This is a genomic window from Ruegeria sp. CDSA077 (assembly GCF_059612265.1).
Genome location: NZ_JBXWQG010000001.1, coordinates 282,772 through 300,208 on the forward strand (window position 1 = coordinate 282,772; position 17,437 = coordinate 300,208).

A 17,437-nucleotide genomic window follows, 5' to 3' on the forward strand; every position below is an offset into this window, starting at 1 on the left:
CGGTAATATTTTTGCCGCTGAGCGTAAAAATGACCGTGACCGAAGAAATGCGAAGCCGCCTGCAATCGGCGTTTGATCCACATGAGCTTGAAATTGTTGACGACAGCGAAAGCCACCGCGGGCATGCCGGATTCCAAGAAGGTGGTGAAAGCCATTTCAACATCCGAATCCGCGCGGCTGCATTCGAGGGGCAATCTCGCGTTGCCCGCCACCGCGCAGTGCACAAGGCGCTTGGAGATATCGTGCCGCGGATCCATGCTCTGGCATTGGATATCGGTGTTTAGGCAGGCTTTTGTAACGCGGCCCGGAACGGTCGCACCCCTGCAGCGAAGACAATTCGCGGGTTTTGCCGTGATCGTTCAGAGATTGGCACAGGGTCGCGGGTTGGATAGGTGAAAGCCGGCCGGTAATTTTTCGGTGTTTTGGTGATTTCGACCGGTTTCTTGCACTGATTGCAACAAATCAGGAAATTCAGCCTGAATGTGAAAACATTCCATGCATAACAGTTGCTCGAACGCGGGCCCTAATCTACCCTCCATTGACGGGATGTTTTTCAGGTATTTGGTTTTGAGAGTTCTTTTTGTGCAGGCTGGATTTGGGCCTGGGGGGGCAGAGAAAGTAATCGCCATGGTTTCAGGGCATTTTGCCCGGCGCGGTTGTGCTGTTCACGTTACCGGTTTTCAGATGCCGACCGATGGTCCCTATTTCCCGATGCATCTCGATGTTGAACTCAGCGTTGCAGAAAAGGCAACGGGACAGGCGTCACGTATTACGCATATCCGCTCTGTCATAAAGAAATTTCGACCGGACGTTGTAATCTCATTCCTGACCAAGGTGAATGTTCAGACTCTTCTGGCAAGCGTTGGAACCGGGATTCCCGTTATCATTTCTGAACGCAATAATCCGCTGCGACAGGACGCACATCCCCTTTGGGCACCGCTTCAGGGGATTGCGGGGATAAAGGCAGCAAAGGTTGTCGGGCTGACACATCGCGGATTGGCGGATCTTCCCTTCACTTTGCGCAAGAAGGGGATGGTTATTCCGAACCCGATCCTCCCCTTTGAGCGAGTTGAATCCTCTGGCACGAGGCAGGGTGTGCAGCTGGTCGCGGTTGGCCGCCTCGTTCGGCAAAAGGGGTTCGACATGTTGCTGCAGGCGATGCAGCGCATTCATTCCCAAGCTCCAGATACCAGGCTGATTATCTATGGTGAGGGCAGCGAGCGGGAAAATCTGCAGAAACTGCGCGATGATCTGGGGCTACAGTCGGTTGCTCGGCTGCCGGGCAATACGATCGAGGTCGGGGAATGGGCGCAGCGCGCGGACATTCTGGTAGCGACCTCGCGGTTCGAAGGGTTTCACAATGTCGTCGCTGAGGCGGCGGTCAGCGGGATACCGGTCGTGTCTTTCGATTGCGATTACGGTCCGTCAGAGTTCATTCAAAACGGACGGAACGGATATCTGGTTCCCGTCAACGATGTCAGTGGTTTGGAACAGGCAGTGCTGAAGCTGATCCATGAACCCGACCTCAGGGCGCAGATGTCCAAGGTGTCACCTACGCTAAAGGCCGATCTGTCCCCAGATCAGGTCTTTGCCCAATGGGACACGCTAATTCGCGACGTCACGAGCTGAGATTCAAAACGCTACTCCTGACAGCTGTTTTTGACAGACCCGGTAAGGGCAATCAGGTTTTTTGACCTTCAGTCTCTGCAGTTTCGTCTTCCGATTTTTCTGTTTCAGCACCTTTCAGCGACAAAGGCGGCTCTTTGGCCTGTTCCGCAATGGGGGCCGGGGCCTGAACGGTATCGGGACCAGGAACAGGTTGAGCAAGAGCAACGCCATCCTTTGTTTCGGTCGGGCCAGGTGTCGGGGCAACAGGCACATCAATTTCACGGCGGAATATCAGCACATTGCGCCAGTTCACGGTGCTGCCGGTCAGGCCGGAGCGTTCCTCGCTGGGCAACAACTCGGCGCGTTGATATTCCCAGCCATCCTGCCCCATCTGGTTTAGCACTTGTTCAATAGAAGCAGCGAAACGTCCCTCGGCTGACTTTTCACCCTTGGTCTTGGCAGACTTTTGGGGGGAAGGGACAACTTTGTATTCGTAGCGGGGCATCGGAATTCCTACCTGTAAGTTCCGGGTAATCTAGCAGGTTGATCACAATGGGAAAGTCATCATAGCGCAGCGGGCGAATTCCGGCACATCTGCTGGTGCGGGCCTGGTGCTACAAATGACAAGCGGCGGGACTTTGCGCAAAGGCTAAAGTCCCGCCGCCGAAATCAGTAAAACCGAAAGATCTACGATCCCAGTTTCTTGGCAATCAGCTCGTTAACGGCCTTGGGATTGGCCTTGCCGCCAGTCGCCTTCATTACCTGACCAACGAACCAGCCGGCCAGTTTCGGGTTTACCTTGGCCTTCTCGACCTGTGCCGGATTGGCGGCGATGATCTCGTCCAAAGCGGCCTCGATCGCGCCCGTGTCCGTCACCTGCTTCATGCCGCGGTCTTCGACGATCTGCGCCGGATCTCCGCCTTCGGTATAGACGATTTCGAACAGGTCCTTGGCGATCTTGCCCGAGATCGCGTCCGAGGAAATCAGGTCGATGATGCCGCCAAGCTGTGCAGGTGAAACCGGCGAGTCGGTGATCTCGTGATCTTCCTTTTTCAGGCGGCCAAACAGTTCGTTAATGACCCAGTTTGCAGCCAGTTTGCCATTGCGACCCTGCGCGACCTCTTCGAAATAGGCAGCCGATTCAACATCAGCAGTCAGCACCGATGCGTCATAGTCCGTCAGTCCGAACGTGCTGATAAAACGCGCTTTTTTATCGTCAGGCAGCTCGGGAAGGTTGGCGGCGATGTCGTCAACCCAGGCCTGCTCGATCTCTAGCGGCAGCAGGTCAGGGTCAGGGAAGTAGCGATAGTCATGCGCTTCTTCCTTGGACCGCATCGAACGCGTCTCGCCCTTGTCCGGGTCATACAGGCGGGTTTCCTGATCGACCTTGCCACCACCTTCGACGATGGCGATCTGGCGACGGGCCTCGACCTCAATGGCTTGCTGGATGAAGCGCATCGAGTTCATGTTCTTGATCTCACAACGGGTGCCCAGATGCGAGAAATCCTGTGTTTCCTGATACTTTTCATAGGCCCCCGGCAAACAGATCGAGACGTTCACGTCTGCCCGCAAATTGCCGTTCTGCATGTTGCCATCACAGGTGCCCAGATAGCGCAGGATCTGACGCAACTTGGCGATATAGGCGGCGGCCTCTTCCGGGCCGCGAATGTCGGGGCGGCTGACGATCTCCATCAGGCAAACACCGGTTCGGTTCAGGTCGACGAAGGACATATGCGGGTCCATGTCGTGGATCGACTTACCCGCGTCCTGTTCCATGTGGATGCGTTCGATCCGCACCATGCGCGCGGTGCCGTCGCCCATCTCGACCAAAACTTCACCTTCGCCGACAATAGGCTGATAAAGCTGGGAAATCTGATAACCCTGCGGAAGGTCGGGGTAGAAATAATTCTTGCGGTCAAAAGCCGATTTCAGGTTGATATCGGCTTTCAGGCCCAATCCAGTACGCACGGCCTGTTCGACGCAATATTCGTTGATCACCGGCAGCATCCCCGGCATTGCCGCGTCCACAAAGGCCACGTTCGAGTTCGGCTCGGCCCCGAATTGGGTCGACGCGCCAGAGAACAGCTTGGCATTGGACGAGACCTGCGCATGCACCTCCATCCCGATTACCAGTTCCCAATCGTGCTTGGCCCCGGCAATGGTTTTGGGCTTAGGCATTTCGTATGTCAGGTCGAGCATGGCGCGCCTCATTTCCGCAGAAGTCTAAGCCTGCGTATTAGGCCCGGCGCGCCAAAGGGGCAAGGGGGAATCAGTGTCCGGACAGGTGCAACCCTGTCGGAGTAAAGGTCACATCCATGCCGCTGCGCAGTTCCTCGCGAAACAGGTCGCCGATTGCCCGCAACGCATCGCGGTGCCCGCGGGCTGCAAACCGTTCGGGCGAGTTGATGCGGACCGAGTTATTGAACCCTTGTGCCGCATGGGCCCAGATCAGCGGATGCAGTTCGGTCAGGTGATCACGGATCAGCCAGTTGGCCGCGTCGTGGATCTGAGCGCGCACCGCGTCGGCCTTTTCATTCCCCCCAAGGCCGTTCTGGATGGTTATCGCACAATAGGCAGCTAGCATATTGACCATCTGCTGGTCGGGGCGGTTGCGCAGTATATCGTGCAAACCCTGCAGGAAATATTCGATATCCAGTCGTGCGCAGGCTTCGTCGTCCAGGGCGATGGCATCAAACTGGACCCACGTGTAGCCACCGGCGCCCCAAAGGTCATGGGTACGGGCTGCATTGCGCAGGGCCTGAACCTCAAGCTCTTCATAGCTGCCGAACCAGCGTGGCAGCAAATGGGTGCCCATTGCACGCATATGGCGTTGGTTATGCGGGTCCAGCGTAATCAACTGTTCATACTGATCAGCCACGCGCAGATTGGACTTGCGCTGACCTGCCAGCAGAGCACAGCCAACAGCCGCAACCAGCGCATTGTTGGGCGCGGCTTCGCGGCATTTTGGCAGGATATCGGCCGCGCGGTCGAAATGGGCGGTGCAGCGAGACCGGTGCAAGGGGGGAAGAACTGCGTTTGTCGCAGTGCCGCGCCACGCCCAGGCCAGGTCAATATGCGCCATAGCCACAACAAGGGCGATCATCGGATCATCCTCATGCGCCCGCATTTCATCCTCAAGCTCAGAAATTCCGCCAAGAAGATCATAGTCTGACAATGCCCGATAATCGGACAGAGCGTGTTCGACCGCCAGCACCACATCGGACCGAGCGCCGAATGCCAGCAAATCCGCGATTGGCATCCCATCGGGCGCAGTTTTGCGCGCGTCATCGGCGGCACGCATCTTTGCAGAAAGGTCTGCCCACCGATCCTGGCGGGCCAGATCGCGGCCAAGTTCGATGACGTCCTGACCGATCAGTTCATCGGCCGAGACATTTGCGACGGGGATATTTACCGAACCCTGATCTGGCAGAGCAGCGGCCAGCACTGCATCGGCGGCGTCGAAATCTGACGCAATTTTCAAGGATGGATGTGGAACGCGGGCCTTTTGGGCCATCAGAAACCGGAACATGCTTACACTCGAAACAAAAAAAATCGTAACCTAGCTTTAGAGACTGGCCTCTATTTGGCTCAAATTCAAGCTACAACCGTCTTATTGTCGCTTTGTTCCGGTCAATGCGCCCTGAGGCTCGGGATCGTTTCAAAATGGGCCGAAATGATGCCGTTCAACCTTTAGACCAGCCTCTTTCAGGCGGGACTCGAGTTCCTTATGCGGAGGGGTCGACTCATCGGGCAGGCGAATCCGCTTTTCCGAGGTCAGCACCAGCGACATGCGCACCGAGAAATCCCAGCGTGTATCCAGACGCACATGGTCGATTTCGCTCAATCTTACGCCAGCCTCGCGCCGCCCCGAGAACCACCGCAGCCCATCCTGATCCAGCCGGAGCCCCGAACGGGTGTTTTGTGCAAAGTCCCATAATGCGGGCAGGGTGAACAGGGCCAGCAGGCCAATCAGCCACCAGACGGCATCAAAGGCGATGACCAACACAGCCAGCGCGGAATAGACCGACAGCAGAATGGCGATGACCTGCGGTGACCTGTTATGCCGTGTATAGGAATAGGGGGTCATGCGTTCAGGATGCGCGTCACCATTTCGGTCGTGTCCCGTGAAAGGTCTGGCGTTTCGGCGATGCGGGTCAGCTGGGTGCGGATAAGGGCCTGGCGATCTGCGTCATAGCGCTTCCACGTCTGGAATGCCGAACACATCCGCGCCGTGGTCTGCGGATTGACCGGATCCAGTTTGATCAGCCAGTCCGCCAGCAGAGAATAACCAGCTCCATCAGCACGGTGGAAACCGGCGTGATTCGTCGCCAACGCCCCCAGAACAGCCCGGAAACGGTTCGGGTTCCTCCAGTTGAAATCCGGGTGCCCGGTCAGGTGGCTTACGATATCTGCTGTCTCTGCCGGGGCTGACATCGCCACCTGCAGGCCGAACCATTTGTCCATCACCAGCCGGTCATCTTGCCACCGGTCATAAAACGCGTTCAGTTCCTGTTCCCCTTTGCCCGCACGCAACAGGCAGGACAAAGCCGAAAGCTGAAGGGTCATGTTATCGGCGCGCTGATAATCCTCGGCCGCTTTTGCACCCCCGTCCAGCCGTGAGGTCAACGCCAGTGCGGCCCCACCCAGAGCCCGCTGGCCGGCTTGTTCTGCTTCCGGGCTAAAGGCGGCTTCGATGCTGGTCTCGCTGTGCAGGCGAGGCAGCAGATCCTGAACGTGCTGGGCCGTTACCTGCCGCAGCGTTTCAACAGCGGTCCAAATGGCCATCGGGTCGGGCGTGACACCCTGTTCATGCATCATCGCAGCAAGTTCAGATTGGGACGGCAACCCCAGCATCAAGGCGCGATAAGACGGGTCAAGATCGCTGTCGCGCAATACGGCGAGGATGCCATCGAGATAATCCGTTTCCGGTGCCGCATCCGTCAAGATCATCTTGATCAGCGTGTCTTCGGCTAAAGATCGCCCTGCTTGCCAGCGGTTGAACGGGTCGCTGTCATGAGCCAGCAAAAAGGCTCGCTCAGCGCTGCTCTGGTCATGTTCCAGAATCACGGGGGCCGAGAAATCGCGCAGGATTGAGGCCGTGGGTTTGGGCGGATTGGCACCGGACACGCGTTCCGGTCCTTCGCAACCCTGCAAACGCCAGCCTTCTACTGTGTATTCGAAAGCAAAGCTTTGGATTTCCTGCGTGAACTCCAGAATGGTTGTGGGCATGGTTTCATCCCCGTTCGCACCGATCAGCCCGACCGCAACGGGGATAACCTGCGGCAGTTTTTCTGACTGTCCGGGGGTCGGGTCGGTGCGCTGTTTCAGCGTCAAGGTGTAGATGCCATCAGTCCAATCTTCGGTCACCGATACACGCGGGGTGCCAGACTGGCTGTACCAGCGTTTGAACTGGGTCAGGTCGCGATCTGTGGTGTCTTCAAACACCTTGATCCAGTCCTCGATGGTGCAGGCCTGACCGTCATGCCGATCAAAATACAGCTCCAGCGCCTGCGCATAGGCCTCGTCACCTACCAGACGTTTCAGCATGCCGATCACCTCGGCGCCTTTTTCGTAGACCGTCGCGGTGTAGAAGTTGTTGATCTCCTGAAAGCTCTCTGGCCTCACCGGATGTGAAAGCGGGCCGTTATCCTCGGCGAACTGGCGCGCCCGCAGGTCGATGGCATCGTGGATACGTTTGACCGGGGCCGAGCGCATGTCCGAGGTGAACTGCGCATCGCGGTACACTGTCAGACCCTCTTTCAAGCACAGCTGAAACCAGTCGCGGCAGGTGATGCGGTTGCCAGTCCAGTTGTGGAAATACTCATGCGCGATGATCGCCTCGATCCGTTCGAAATTCATATCGGTGGATGTCTCAGGGCTGGCCAGCACGGCGGACGAGTTGAAAATGTTCAGACCCTTGTTTTCCATCGCCCCCATGTTGAAATCATCGACGGCGACGATGTTAAAGACATCCAAGTCGTATTCGCGGCCATAGACGTCCTCGTCCCATTTCATCGACTTCTTCAGCGCCTCCATACCGAAGGCGCATTTTCCCTCATCACCGGGGCGCACCCACAGGTTCAGTTCAACCTCGCGGCCCGATTTGGTTGTGAACTGACCGGGATGTGTAATCAGGTCGCCTGCGACAAGGGCGAACAGATAGGCGGGTTTGGGCCAGGGGTCATTCCATTCGGCCCAACCATCCCCCTTGCCGGTCGGGTTGCCGTTCGACAGCAGAACCGGCAACGCGCCATTAATGCGTACGGTGAAGATCGACATCACGTCGGGTCGGTCGGGATAGAAGGTGATCTTGCGAAACCCCTCGGCCTCGCATTGGGTGCAATACATGCCGTTCGACATGTAGAGCCCCTCAAGCGCAGTGTTGTTGCCTGGGTCGATTTCGACCTCGGCTTCCCAGACAAATGCCGCGTCGGGGACAACCGCTGTCAGGCCGGTCTCTGTGACGTCTGGAGTGATCTCAACCCCGTCAACAGTAGCACGGATCAGTTTCAGTTGCTCACCATGCAGGAAAAACTGACGGTCTGAGGCATCAGGATTGGGCCGGAAGGCGATGCGCGAAGTCACTCGGGTCGCATTTGGGGCCAGATCAAAGGTCAGATGTACGCTGTCCACCAGATAACCAAACGGAGTGTAGTCTTTCAGATAGATCGTCGTGGGGGCTGCGTCGCGCATCGGTGGCCTCGAATGGGTTGGTATCAGGCGCGACGTTATGGGTTGCTGCGATGGGCTGCAAGCGGTGCAAGTAAGCTTGCTCAATAGGCGATAAGCATCTGTCGATGTCGAAGTGGCCTGACGACCAAAGACCCAAACTGACCAAGACATGTTGCCTATCGGAAATATCCGCCCTAATTGGGGCCTGTATACAACGGCGTACATACGAGGGAATGTGGCATGAGCAGCAGACAGATGCGGAGCGGACTCAAGGTCGACGGGATTCTGACCGAATTCATAGAAGGGCATGCTCTGTCTGGAACAGGCGTTGCGGCTGACACCTTCTGGAACGGGCTTGCGCAAATGGTTCACGAGTTGGGCCCAAAGAACCGTACACTTTTGGCAAAGCGGGCCGATATCCAGGGGCGCGTCGATGCCTGGCATCTGGAAAACAATGGCCAGCCGCATAATGCTGTCGCCTATCAGGATTTCCTGCGCGAGATCGGCTATTTGGTGGCTGAAGGCGGTGATTTTCAGATCGAAACCGACAATGTCGATCCCGAGATCGCGTTGATTCCCGGTCCTCAGCTGGTGGTTCCTATTACCAATGCGCGTTTTGCACTGAACGCTGCGAATGCGCGCTGGGGCAGCTTGTATGACGCGCTTTATGGCACCGACGCGATGGGCGACCTTCCCGTCGGTGGTGGTTATGACGATGCGCGCGGAGCACGTGTGATTGCTTGGGCCAAAGGGTTTCTGGACGATGCCGCCCCGCTGGCCAGCGGATCGTGGGCTGAAATGTCAGAACTGCGCGTTGAAAATGGGGTTCTGGTGCCCGCGCTGGCAGATGCAGCGCAGTTTGTGGGTTTTGGCGGTGCTGCTGAAAACCCGGGCTTTGTTCTGCTGAAGAACAACGGTTTGCATGTCAAAGTCGTGATTGACGCTTCCAGCACCATTGGCGCCACCGACCCGGCCGGTATTGCTGACGTGCATCTTGAATCGGCGCTGTCGACGATTATGGACTGCGAAGATTCAGTCGCCTGTGTGGATGCCGAGGACAAGGTGGTTGCCTATGGCAACTGGCTGGGCCTGATGAAGGGTGATCTGACCGAAGAGGTCAGCAAAGGCGGCACGACTTTTACACGCAAACTGTCCGATGACCTGACCTTTACCGCGGCGGACGGTGGCGCTGGTGTTCTTAAGGGCCGGTCGCTGATGCTGGTCCGCAATGTGGGGCACCTGATGACCAACCCCGCCGTTCTGGATGCCGAAGGGCGCGAGATCGGCGAAGGTCTGATGGACGCGCTGTGCACCACTCTGATTGCGATGCACGACCTGCAGCGCGATGGCGGCAACTCGGTCACTGGTTCGGTCTACGTGGTAAAGCCCAAGATGCACGGACCTGAAGAGGTTGCCTTTGCCGTCGAAATTTTCGATATGGTTGAAGACATCCTTGGCCTGCCGCGGAATACCGTTAAGCTCGGTATTATGGATGAAGAGCGCCGCACCTCGGCGAACCTCAAGGAATGTATCCGCGCCGCCAAATCGCGCGTGGCCTTCATCAACACCGGCTTTCTGGACCGGACCGGGGATGAAATCCACACTTCGATGGAGGCAGGACCTATGCTGCCCAAGGGAGACATAAAGAACACGCCGTGGATTGCGTCTTATGAAGATCGCAATGTTGATATCGGTCTGGCATGTGGCTTGAAGGGCAAGGCACAGATTGGCAAAGGCATGTGGGCGATGCCAGACCGTATGGGTGACATGCTGGACGCCAAGATCGGTCACCCGAAATCGGGCGCAACTTGCGCCTGGGTGCCGTCGCCGACTGCCGCGACACTGCACGCAACACATTATCATAAGGTCAACGTCCTAGAGCACCAGGACGAACTGGCTGCCGGTGGCGCACGTGGTACGCTGGATGATCTGTTGACCGTGCCTTTGCTGGGCGGCCGCAATCTCAGCGATGATGAAATTGCGCGTGAGATCGAAAACAACGCGCAAGGCATCCTGGGCTATGTGGTTCGCTGGGTCGATCAAGGCGTTGGCTGTTCGAAAGTGCCGGACATCAATGATGTTGGCCTGATGGAAGACCGTGCCACCTGCCGGATTTCGTCTCAGGCCTTGGCCAACTGGCTGCATCATGGCACTGTCGATGAGGCGCAAGTCATGGCCGCGATGCGGAAAATGGCCGTAGTGGTCGATCGGCAGAATGATAACGATCCGGCGTATCGCCCAATGGCTCCCGGTTTCGACGGCATCGCCTTCCAGGCGGCCTGTGATCTGGTTTTCAAAGGCCGTGTTCAGCCCTCGGGTTATACTGAACCTGTCTTGCACGCCCGCCGTCTGGAGATGAAAGCCAGCCTTTAACCCAACAGAAATGACTGGATCGAATATGGTAATTTCTTTGCGCAAAGCCCGTACCCTTATCCGCAAAGCCCTTGAAAAAGGGCGCGAGTTGGGGCTGAAACCCCTCTCGGTCATCGTTCTTGATGCTGGTGGCCACGTCATCGCGTTTGAGCGTGAAGACGGTGCTGCCCCTGGTCGTTTTGCGATTGCGCAGGGCAAGGCCTACGGCTCGGTCATGCTGGGGATGGCGGGCACAGCCCAGATGCAACGCGCCGAGGCACAGGCCTATTTCATGGCCGCCGTAAACGGTGTTTATGGCGGTCAGGTCGTGCCGGTTCCGGGCGGTGTCCTGCTGCGTGACCGAAAAGGTGCCGTAATTGGCGCAGTCGGTGTGACCGGCGACACGTCGGATAACGACGCCATCGCTGCCATGGCCGGGATCGAAGCGGCCGGGCTGACTGGCGAAGTTTGACCTTTGGTGAACTCGGAGAGCCGGCAAAGGCTCTCCGATCTTTACGAGGGACAAGCGGCGCGCAAAGCGAATAGGGCCTATTCGGCGGTGGTCCGATCAGGCCCCTTGTTGTGCAGGGGTGAACAGAGACTTGCGCTGACACACAGGCTATGTGCTATTGCGCGCCTGTGACCCTGTCGATACCTTTCCCGGAACGTGCGGATAGAACTAGGAAAGAATAATGGCTCGACCTGTCGTCGGTATCATCGGCAATTCATATTTGATGAACGATCAATATCCGACTCATGCTGGCGGCACCATGAACTCGGACGCGGTGGCCAATGTCTCGGGTTGCTTGCCGATGCTGATCCCTGCCGACCCGCGGTATGTCTGTGTTGAGGAACTGTTGCAAGTCTGTGATGGCTTCCTGCTGACAGGAGGACGCCCCAACGTACACCCCGAGGAATATGGCGAACCCGCAACCGAAGCGCACGGTGATTTCGACCGGGCTCGCGATGCGATCACGTTACCTTTGGTGCGGGCCTGTGTCGAAAGGGGGCAGCCCTTTTTCGGCATCTGCCGCGGCTTTCAAGAAGTTAACGTGGCCATGGGCGGAACACTTTATCCAGAAATCCGGAATTTGCCGGGGCGAATGAACCACCGGATGCCACCCGACGGCACGCTGGAAGAAAAATTTGCCCTGCGCCATGTGGTCAACCTGACCGAGGGGGGCGTGTTTCATCGGTTGATGGGCGCTGCCGAGGTGATGACCAACACGCTGCACGGGCAGGGGATCAAAACGGTTGGACATCGCATTGTGATTGACGGAGCTGCACCAGACGGCACGCCCGAGGCGATTTATGTGCAGGACGCGCCCGGTTTCACCCTGTCGGTGCAATGGCACCCGGAATGGGACGCGGTCAATGACCCTGTCTCGCGGCCGCTTTTTGAGGCGTTTGGCGATGCGGCACGCGACTGGTCCGCAGGAGTGCGATCGGGATTGGTTAAACAAACCGCCTGAGTCCCTGCGCCAGCCCTGATTGAAGGGACCGGCGCTTTGCTATCAAACCAGCAGATTGAATTGATTGATCAACGGCAAGCTGCGTGCGCGCTTGCCGGTAAGGTCGAACAGGGCGTTGCCAAGTGCTGGCATCGACGGAGGCGTGCCCGGTTCACCCACACCACCCAGATGGCGATTGGTTTCCAGAATGCGGACCTCGGTCACCGGGGCATTATGCATCCGCAGCGCGTCATAGTCGGGGAAGTTATATTGCTCGACCTCACCGTCGGCGAAGGTGATCTCACCCATCACGGCTGCTGACAGGCCATAGATCATGCCACCGAACATCTGCGCCTCGACCGTTCCCGGATCCAAAGCAATACCCACATCACAGGCAATCCACGCTTTTGCGATGCGAATGGTGCCGTCCTCATCGACCACCTCGATCACTTGCGCAACCGGGGTGCCAAAGCTGTAGGTCATTGCTACGCCACGACCAACACCGGCAGGCGTTTCACCCGTCCAACCTGACATTTCCTTGACGGCTTGCAGGACAGCTGCCGAAGGCGCGTGCTCATTTTGGGCCAGCTCAAGACGGAACTCCAGCGGGTCGCGACCGGCAGCCAGGGCCAGCTCGTCCATGAATGTCTCGTGGAAGAACCCGTTATGGCTATTGCCGACCGAACGCCAGAACCCGACAGGTACATCCAGATCGGCGATGTGGCCGCTGACGCGATAGTTGGGCACGGCATAGGGCTGGTTAAAAAGACCTTCGACCAGGACCTTGTCGGGGCCTGCGCCGGGCAGGCCCGATATGCGTTCCACGGCCTGTTGCGTGCAGGATTGCGATGCAACCTTCGCGTCGATCAGAACCGCCTTGCCGTCTTTGACCGCGCCGCGCATCCGCGCCAGCGCGCCGGGGCGGTAGAAATCGTGGCGCATGTCCTCTTCACGGCTCCAGGTGGTCTGGACCGGAGTGTTGGGCATGGCCATGGCAACTTTGGTTGCGATTTCGATGAAATCCAGTTCTCCGCGACGACCAAATCCGCCCCCAAGATAGGTGGTGTGAATCTCGACCGCTTCTTTATCCAGATTCGCCGTGTTTGCAGCGCGGGTCAGAAGGAAGGTCGGCGCCTGGTTGCCACACCACAGCTCGAGGTTGGAACCAGTGAACAGCGCGGTGGCGTTCATGGGCTCCATCGTGGAATGCGCCAGATAGGGTACCTGATATTCAGCGGTAATTTCGGTGGCCCCTTCGGGCAAGGTTTCAACATCGCCATCGTCGCGCATTGTCGAATTTGGCGAGTCGTCAAACGCCTCGGCAATTTTTGCGAATATACCGTCAGTATCCGGCGGGTAGGGGGCGTCGGCCCAATCGACGTCTATGGCCTCAACCGCTTGAATGGCCAGCCAGGTGTTATTGGCAATAACGGCCACGCCGTTGCCCAGATCGACCACCTTTTCCACGCCGGGCATGGATTCCGCAGCGCTGGCGTCAAAGCCGTTCATCGCACCGCCCAGTTTCGGGTTCATCCGGACCGAGGCGAATTTCAGACCTTCGAGGCGCACGTCAATGCCAAACTCGGCCGTGCCCGTGGATTTGCCGACCACATCGACACGCGGCAGGTTCTGTCCCAGCAAACGCCAGTCTGAGGGATCGCGCAGCTCGACCTGCATGGGTTCGATCTGCCCGGCGGCCTCAGCCAGTTCGGTATAGGGAATGCGCGTCCCGTCCGGCGCGATCACGGCGCCGTTTTCGGTCTTCAACTGGTCACGCTCCACGCCCAGACGATCAGCCGCTGCTTGTTTCAGCGTTTCCCGGGCTGTTGCCCCGGCTTCCCGCATGCGTTCGAACCCATCGCGCATCGAGGTCGAGCCGCCTGTGACCTGCAGACTGACAACCTTGCCCAGAACGCCCAGCGACTGTGCCAGATTGTGCTGGAAATTCGAGATGTCATATCCCTTGTTCGGCAGGCTCTCACCCAAAATGGCCGAGTTGTAATAGGCGGCTGCCGCAGGCCCGTGAAGGACCCGGATATCGTCCAATTCGACGTCCAGTTCTTCGGCAATCAGGGCTGCCCAAGTGGTCATTACGCCCTGTCCCATCTCGGCACGTGGCGCGAACAGGGTAACGCCCTGCTGATCAATCAGGATGAACGGGCTAAGCGCGGTTTCCCCATCACCAGGCTTCAGCGGGTTGGCTGCCGGGCGGCTGACATAATAGGCGCCAAACGCGACGCCGCCAACAATGGCGGCTGAGCCGATAAGAAACGTGCGGCGAAGAATTTTTCCTACGGAAGCCATCGCTTATGCCTCCTTCAGTCTGGAGGCTGCGTCATGGATCGCGGCACGGATACGGGGATAGGTGCCGCAGCGGCACAGATTGCCCTGCATCGCATCGTCTATGTCCTGATCCGTGGGGCTGGGGTTCTCGGCCAATAGCGCGGCGGCCTGCATGACCTGACCCGACTGGCAATAACCGCATTGCGCAACCTGATGGTCAACCCAGGCCTGCTGTATCTTGGCCATCGCGTCCGGGCTGCCCAGACCTTCGATTGTGGTGACGTCACCCCAGACATCGGACAAGGCAACCTGGCAAGAGCGCACGGCTTCTCCGTCTATATGAACGGTACAGGCGCCGCATGCCGCAACCCCGCAGCCAAACTTGGTGCCGGTCAGTCCGATCTCGTCGCGCAGAACCCATAAAAGGGGGACATCCTCGGGTAGATCGACCTCATATGACGTCCCATTTATCTTTAAGCTGGCCGTCATAGCTGCGTCTCCCTCTTGGCATTTAGTGACGTTCTGACATAAATGGGTGTGAGTGTCAGAGTGTCAACTGACAAATTGAGTGAAAAGTGTCAAAAGGTTCAGATGAGAGATTTCGTGCTAGACGCAAAGTGCCTTGCCATACTGGATTCGGCGCGTAAGGCATTCGCGGCTTACGGCTTTAAAAAGACGTCGATGGATGAAATCGCAAAGGGCGTGGGGATCTCGCGCCCGGCATTGTATCTGTATTTCGACAACAAAGAGGCGATCCTGCGCAGACTCACCGAGTTGCACTATGAGGAGAAGATCGAAGCCGTTGCGAAAGCCCTGCAGGCAGACGGCTCGGTTTCGCAGATCATCGGCCAGGCAATCCACGTGCAGACCGATGGTATGGCTCAGATCATGTCCTCTCCACACGGGATGGAACTGTTAGATGCAGGAAAGTCGCTGGCCTCGGATATCATCACGCAGGGCGAGGCCCGGCTGCAATCTTTATATACCAGGTGGCTACAGAAAGAAGCGTCGAATGATCGTGTCCGTTTGTTTGATGGCGCAAGAGGGACTGCGGAGACCATTGCCTCTGCGCTGCGGGGAAACAAAATCAGCGCGACGGATTTCCAAGAATTTGACCGGATGAACTCGAACCTTGCCGCCATGATTGGTGCAGCGTTGGAAATCAGGTAACCCGCTGTCTGACTTTGTATTCCGGTGCGTCCCATAACCGGTTGGTCATGATGTCGGCCAGAATGTCCACCGCGCCTTTTACATCCTGCTCATCGATATAAAGCGGGGTGAACCCAAAGCGCATGATGTCCGGGGCGCGGAAATCACCGATCACGCCGCGCGCGATCAAGGCCTGCATTGCGGCATAGCCATCGGCGAAACGGAATGAGACCTGACTGCCACGCTGCGCAGGGTCGCGGGGGCTGGCCAGTTTCAGGTTAGGGCAGGTGGCCTCGACGCCCGAAATAAACAGCTCGGTCAGTTCGATTGACTTGGCGCGCACGTCTTTGATGTTGGCCATGTCCCAGATGTCCATCGCCGCAGACAGCGCGGTCATCTGGATGATCGGAGGTGTGCCGACACGCATCCGCTCGATACCCTGTCCGGGGCGGTAATCCAGATCGAACGTGAACGGGGCTTCATGGCCCAGCCACCCGGATAATGCAGGGCGCACGCGATCGGCATGGCGGGGCGCCACATAGATGAACGCCGGCGCGCCAGGGCCTCCGTTCAGATACTTATAGCTGCAGCCAACGGCAAAATCCGCTTTGCAACTGGACAGCTCAACCGGGATCGCCCCTGCGGAATGGGCCAAATCCCAAACGGTTATTGTGCCGTTCGCATGGGCCTGTTCCGTCAGCGCCTTCATGTCATGGATCCGGCCAGACCGGTAATCGACCTCGGTCAGCATCAGAACCGCGACGTCTTTGGTGATGTTTTCGGCAACATCCTCGGGTGCGACCACCCGTAATTCGTATTCCGATCCGAGTGAACGCAGCAGACCGTCGACCATATAAAGGTCCGAAGGGAAATTGCCGTTATCAGACAGCACAACCTTGCGGTCGGGGCAAAGCTCCAGCGCCGAGGCAACAGCCTGATAGACCTTGATCGACAGGGTATCGCCGGTCACGATGGTACCCGGTTCCGCCCCGATCAACCGCCCGATACGGTCGCCAAGCCCGGTCGGAAGTCCCATCCACCCGGCCTTGTTCCAACCGGTGATCAGCATTTGACCCCATTCGTGTGTCATCATTCCACTCACCCGCTCGGCGGCAGCACGTGGCAATGGGCCAAGCGAGTTGCCGTCCAGATAAATGGTTCCATTCGGCAGATCGAACATGGCTTTGGTTGCAGCGAAATCAGTCATGGAGGTCCTGTGCAGAATTCTGACAAATGTCTGACTAAAGGGCTATCTGATCAGTTCTGCCGTGTCTACGCGTTCGGCCGAAAATGCACAGATGCGACCAACTGTGGTTTTGCTTTCGTGGATGCAAAGCGGTACATACCCCGACAAATGCGACATCCATACCGCAGGATCAAAGGAACAAGCATGAAGCGCAAACTCGACATTCCGCCCGCTTGGTTGGCGGCCTTTGCTGTTCTCGCCTGGCTGCAGGCGACCTATGCGTCCTTCGGTCTGTCGCTGGCCAGCGGGTTTACCGACCTGCTCAGCGGCCTTCTGATCGGGGGTGGCGTCGTTCTTGTCGTGCTGGCGATTGCCGAGTTTCGTCGGCATCGAACGACCGTCCTGCCGCATGAAACTCCATCGAGTCTGGTTCAAACAGGTATCTTCAAGCGCAGCCGCAATCCGATCTACGTTGGTGATGTACTTATTCTGGCCGGCTTGATTCTGCGTTTCGACGCGGTGCTGTCCTTGGTGTTGATGCCTGTTTTTGTCTGGATTTTGGAACGCAGGTTTATTGTGCCGGAAGAAAACCGTATGCGCCGTGCCTTTCGCACGGATTTCGCCAGATATGAAAAGCAAACCCGCCGCTGGATCTGAGGTGGACGGGATTTTACACGACGTAACAATGCTGCGCTTGCGAAATAATCTTGCGCAGTTAAAACTGGTTCTTCAGATA

15 protein-coding genes are annotated in these 17,437 nt (G+C 57.6%); 7 read left to right on the forward strand and 8 right to left on the reverse strand.

Annotated elements, in window-relative coordinates:
• Positions 1-29 precede the first annotated feature (29 nt).
• Both AC2FLE_RS01445 and AC2FLE_RS01450 read left to right on the forward strand, forming a co-directional pair.
• Complete coding sequence (locus AC2FLE_RS01445; protein ID WP_142634975.1) at positions 30-284, forward strand: BolA family protein; 255 nt, start codon at positions 30-32, stop codon at positions 282-284.
• A 283-nt stretch (positions 285-567) separates the two neighbouring features.
• Positions 568-1,629, forward strand: a complete 1,062-nt coding sequence (locus AC2FLE_RS01450; protein WP_496694841.1) for a glycosyltransferase family 4 protein — start codon at positions 568-570, stop codon at positions 1,627-1,629.
• Positions 1,630-1,681: 52 nt separating this feature from the next.
• Here the strand turns inward: AC2FLE_RS01450 and AC2FLE_RS01455 are convergent, their stop codons facing one another.
• The 5 genes from AC2FLE_RS01455 to pepN form a co-directional block, all read right to left on the reverse strand.
• Entirely contained in the window at positions 1,682-2,113 is a 432-nt protein-coding gene (locus AC2FLE_RS01455; protein ID WP_281972785.1) for a DUF4177 domain-containing protein, read from the reverse strand.
• 182 nt (positions 2,114-2,295) lie between these two features.
• Positions 2,296-3,807, reverse strand: coding sequence for an Asp-tRNA(Asn)/Glu-tRNA(Gln) amidotransferase subunit GatB (gene gatB / locus AC2FLE_RS01460; RefSeq protein WP_271950243.1), 1,512 nt, complete (start codon positions 3,805-3,807; stop codon positions 2,296-2,298).
• A 70-nt stretch (positions 3,808-3,877) separates the two neighbouring features.
• Positions 3,878-5,137: a hypothetical protein gene (locus AC2FLE_RS01465; protein WP_496694842.1), complete on the reverse strand. Its 1,260-nt coding sequence runs from the start codon at positions 5,135-5,137 to the stop codon at positions 3,878-3,880.
• 129 nt (positions 5,138-5,266) lie between these two features.
• Positions 5,267-5,695: a hypothetical protein gene (locus AC2FLE_RS01470; RefSeq protein WP_496690875.1), complete on the reverse strand. Its 429-nt coding sequence runs from the start codon at positions 5,693-5,695 to the stop codon at positions 5,267-5,269.
• Positions 5,692-8,301, reverse strand: a complete 2,610-nt coding sequence (gene pepN, locus AC2FLE_RS01475) for an aminopeptidase N (RefSeq protein WP_496694843.1) — start codon at positions 8,299-8,301, stop codon at positions 5,692-5,694. The genes AC2FLE_RS01470 and pepN overlap by 4 nt, the downstream gene beginning before the upstream one ends.
• 219 nt (positions 8,302-8,520) lie before the next feature.
• On the opposite strand from pepN, the gene AC2FLE_RS01480 reads away from it, so the two are divergent.
• The 3 genes from AC2FLE_RS01480 (at position 8,521) to AC2FLE_RS01490 (ending at position 12,104) form a co-directional block, all read left to right on the forward strand.
• On the forward strand, positions 8,521-10,653 hold the full coding sequence (locus AC2FLE_RS01480; RefSeq protein WP_496694844.1) for a malate synthase G: 2,133 nt from the start codon (positions 8,521-8,523) through the stop codon (positions 10,651-10,653).
• A gap of 25 nt (positions 10,654-10,678) precedes the next feature.
• Positions 10,679-11,104, forward strand: coding sequence for a GlcG/HbpS family heme-binding protein (locus AC2FLE_RS01485; protein ID WP_271950308.1), 426 nt, complete (start codon positions 10,679-10,681; stop codon positions 11,102-11,104).
• Between the two features lie 220 nt (positions 11,105-11,324).
• Complete coding sequence (locus AC2FLE_RS01490) at positions 11,325-12,104, forward strand: gamma-glutamyl-gamma-aminobutyrate hydrolase family protein (RefSeq protein ID WP_496694845.1); 780 nt, start codon at positions 11,325-11,327, stop codon at positions 12,102-12,104.
• A gap of 42 nt (positions 12,105-12,146) precedes the next feature.
• Here AC2FLE_RS01490 and AC2FLE_RS01495 read toward each other — a convergent pair whose 3' ends face one another.
• Positions 12,147-14,387 carry a xanthine dehydrogenase family protein molybdopterin-binding subunit gene (locus AC2FLE_RS01495; protein ID WP_496694846.1) on the reverse strand — a complete coding sequence of 747 codons (2,241 nt, stop codon included), beginning with the start codon at positions 14,385-14,387 and terminating at the stop codon, positions 12,147-12,149.
• Between the two features lie 3 nt (positions 14,388-14,390).
• Positions 14,391-14,855 carry a (2Fe-2S)-binding protein gene (locus AC2FLE_RS01500; RefSeq protein WP_496690871.1) on the reverse strand — a complete coding sequence of 155 codons (465 nt, stop codon included), beginning with the start codon at positions 14,853-14,855 and terminating at the stop codon, positions 14,391-14,393.
• Between the two features lie 114 nt (positions 14,856-14,969).
• Here AC2FLE_RS01500 and AC2FLE_RS01505 point away from each other — a divergent pair, with 114 nt between their 5' ends.
• On the forward strand, positions 14,970-15,536 hold the full coding sequence (locus AC2FLE_RS01505; RefSeq protein ID WP_496694847.1) for a TetR/AcrR family transcriptional regulator: 567 nt from the start codon (positions 14,970-14,972) through the stop codon (positions 15,534-15,536).
• Here AC2FLE_RS01505 and kynU read toward each other — a convergent pair.
• Positions 15,529-16,722, reverse strand: a complete 1,194-nt coding sequence (gene kynU, locus AC2FLE_RS01510; protein WP_496694848.1) for a kynureninase — start codon at positions 16,720-16,722, stop codon at positions 15,529-15,531. The two genes, AC2FLE_RS01505 and kynU, sit on opposite strands and share 8 nt — an antisense overlap.
• A 183-nt stretch (positions 16,723-16,905) precedes the next feature.
• Between kynU and AC2FLE_RS01515 the strand changes: the two genes are divergently transcribed.
• Positions 16,906-17,358 carry a methyltransferase family protein gene (locus tag AC2FLE_RS01515; protein WP_496694849.1) on the forward strand — a complete coding sequence of 151 codons (453 nt, stop codon included), beginning with the start codon at positions 16,906-16,908 and terminating at the stop codon, positions 17,356-17,358.
• Positions 17,359-17,437 lie beyond the last annotated feature (79 nt).

Coding starts and splice junctions, on each gene's coding strand:
- AC2FLE_RS01445 (WP_142634975.1), top strand. CDS start 30: ATGACCGTGACCGAAGAAATGCGAAGCCGCCTGCAATCGGCGTTTGAT.
- AC2FLE_RS01455 (WP_281972785.1), bottom strand. CDS start 2,113: ATGCCCCGCTACGAATACAAAGTTGTCCCTTCCCCCCAAAAGTCTGCC.
- gatB (WP_271950243.1), bottom strand. CDS start 3,807: ATGCTCGACCTGACATACGAAATGCCTAAGCCCAAAACCATTGCCGGG.
- AC2FLE_RS01465 (WP_496694842.1), bottom strand. CDS start 5,137: ATGTTCCGGTTTCTGATGGCCCAAAAGGCCCGCGTTCCACATCCATCC.
- AC2FLE_RS01470 (WP_496690875.1), bottom strand. CDS start 5,695: ATGACCCCCTATTCCTATACACGGCATAACAGGTCACCGCAGGTCATC.
- pepN (WP_496694843.1), bottom strand. CDS start 8,301: ATGCGCGACGCAGCCCCCACGACGATCTATCTGAAAGACTACACTCCG.
- AC2FLE_RS01480 (WP_496694844.1), top strand. CDS start 8,521: ATGAGCAGCAGACAGATGCGGAGCGGACTCAAGGTCGACGGGATTCTG.
- AC2FLE_RS01485 (WP_271950308.1), top strand. CDS start 10,679: ATGGTAATTTCTTTGCGCAAAGCCCGTACCCTTATCCGCAAAGCCCTT.
- AC2FLE_RS01490 (WP_496694845.1), top strand. CDS start 11,325: ATGGCTCGACCTGTCGTCGGTATCATCGGCAATTCATATTTGATGAAC.
- AC2FLE_RS01495 (WP_496694846.1), bottom strand. CDS start 14,387: ATGGCTTCCGTAGGAAAAATTCTTCGCCGCACGTTTCTTATCGGCTCA.
- AC2FLE_RS01500 (WP_496690871.1), bottom strand. CDS start 14,855: ATGACGGCCAGCTTAAAGATAAATGGGACGTCATATGAGGTCGATCTA.
- kynU (WP_496694848.1), bottom strand. CDS start 16,722: ATGACTGATTTCGCTGCAACCAAAGCCATGTTCGATCTGCCGAATGGA.
- AC2FLE_RS01515 (WP_496694849.1), top strand. CDS start 16,906: ATGAAGCGCAAACTCGACATTCCGCCCGCTTGGTTGGCGGCCTTTGCT.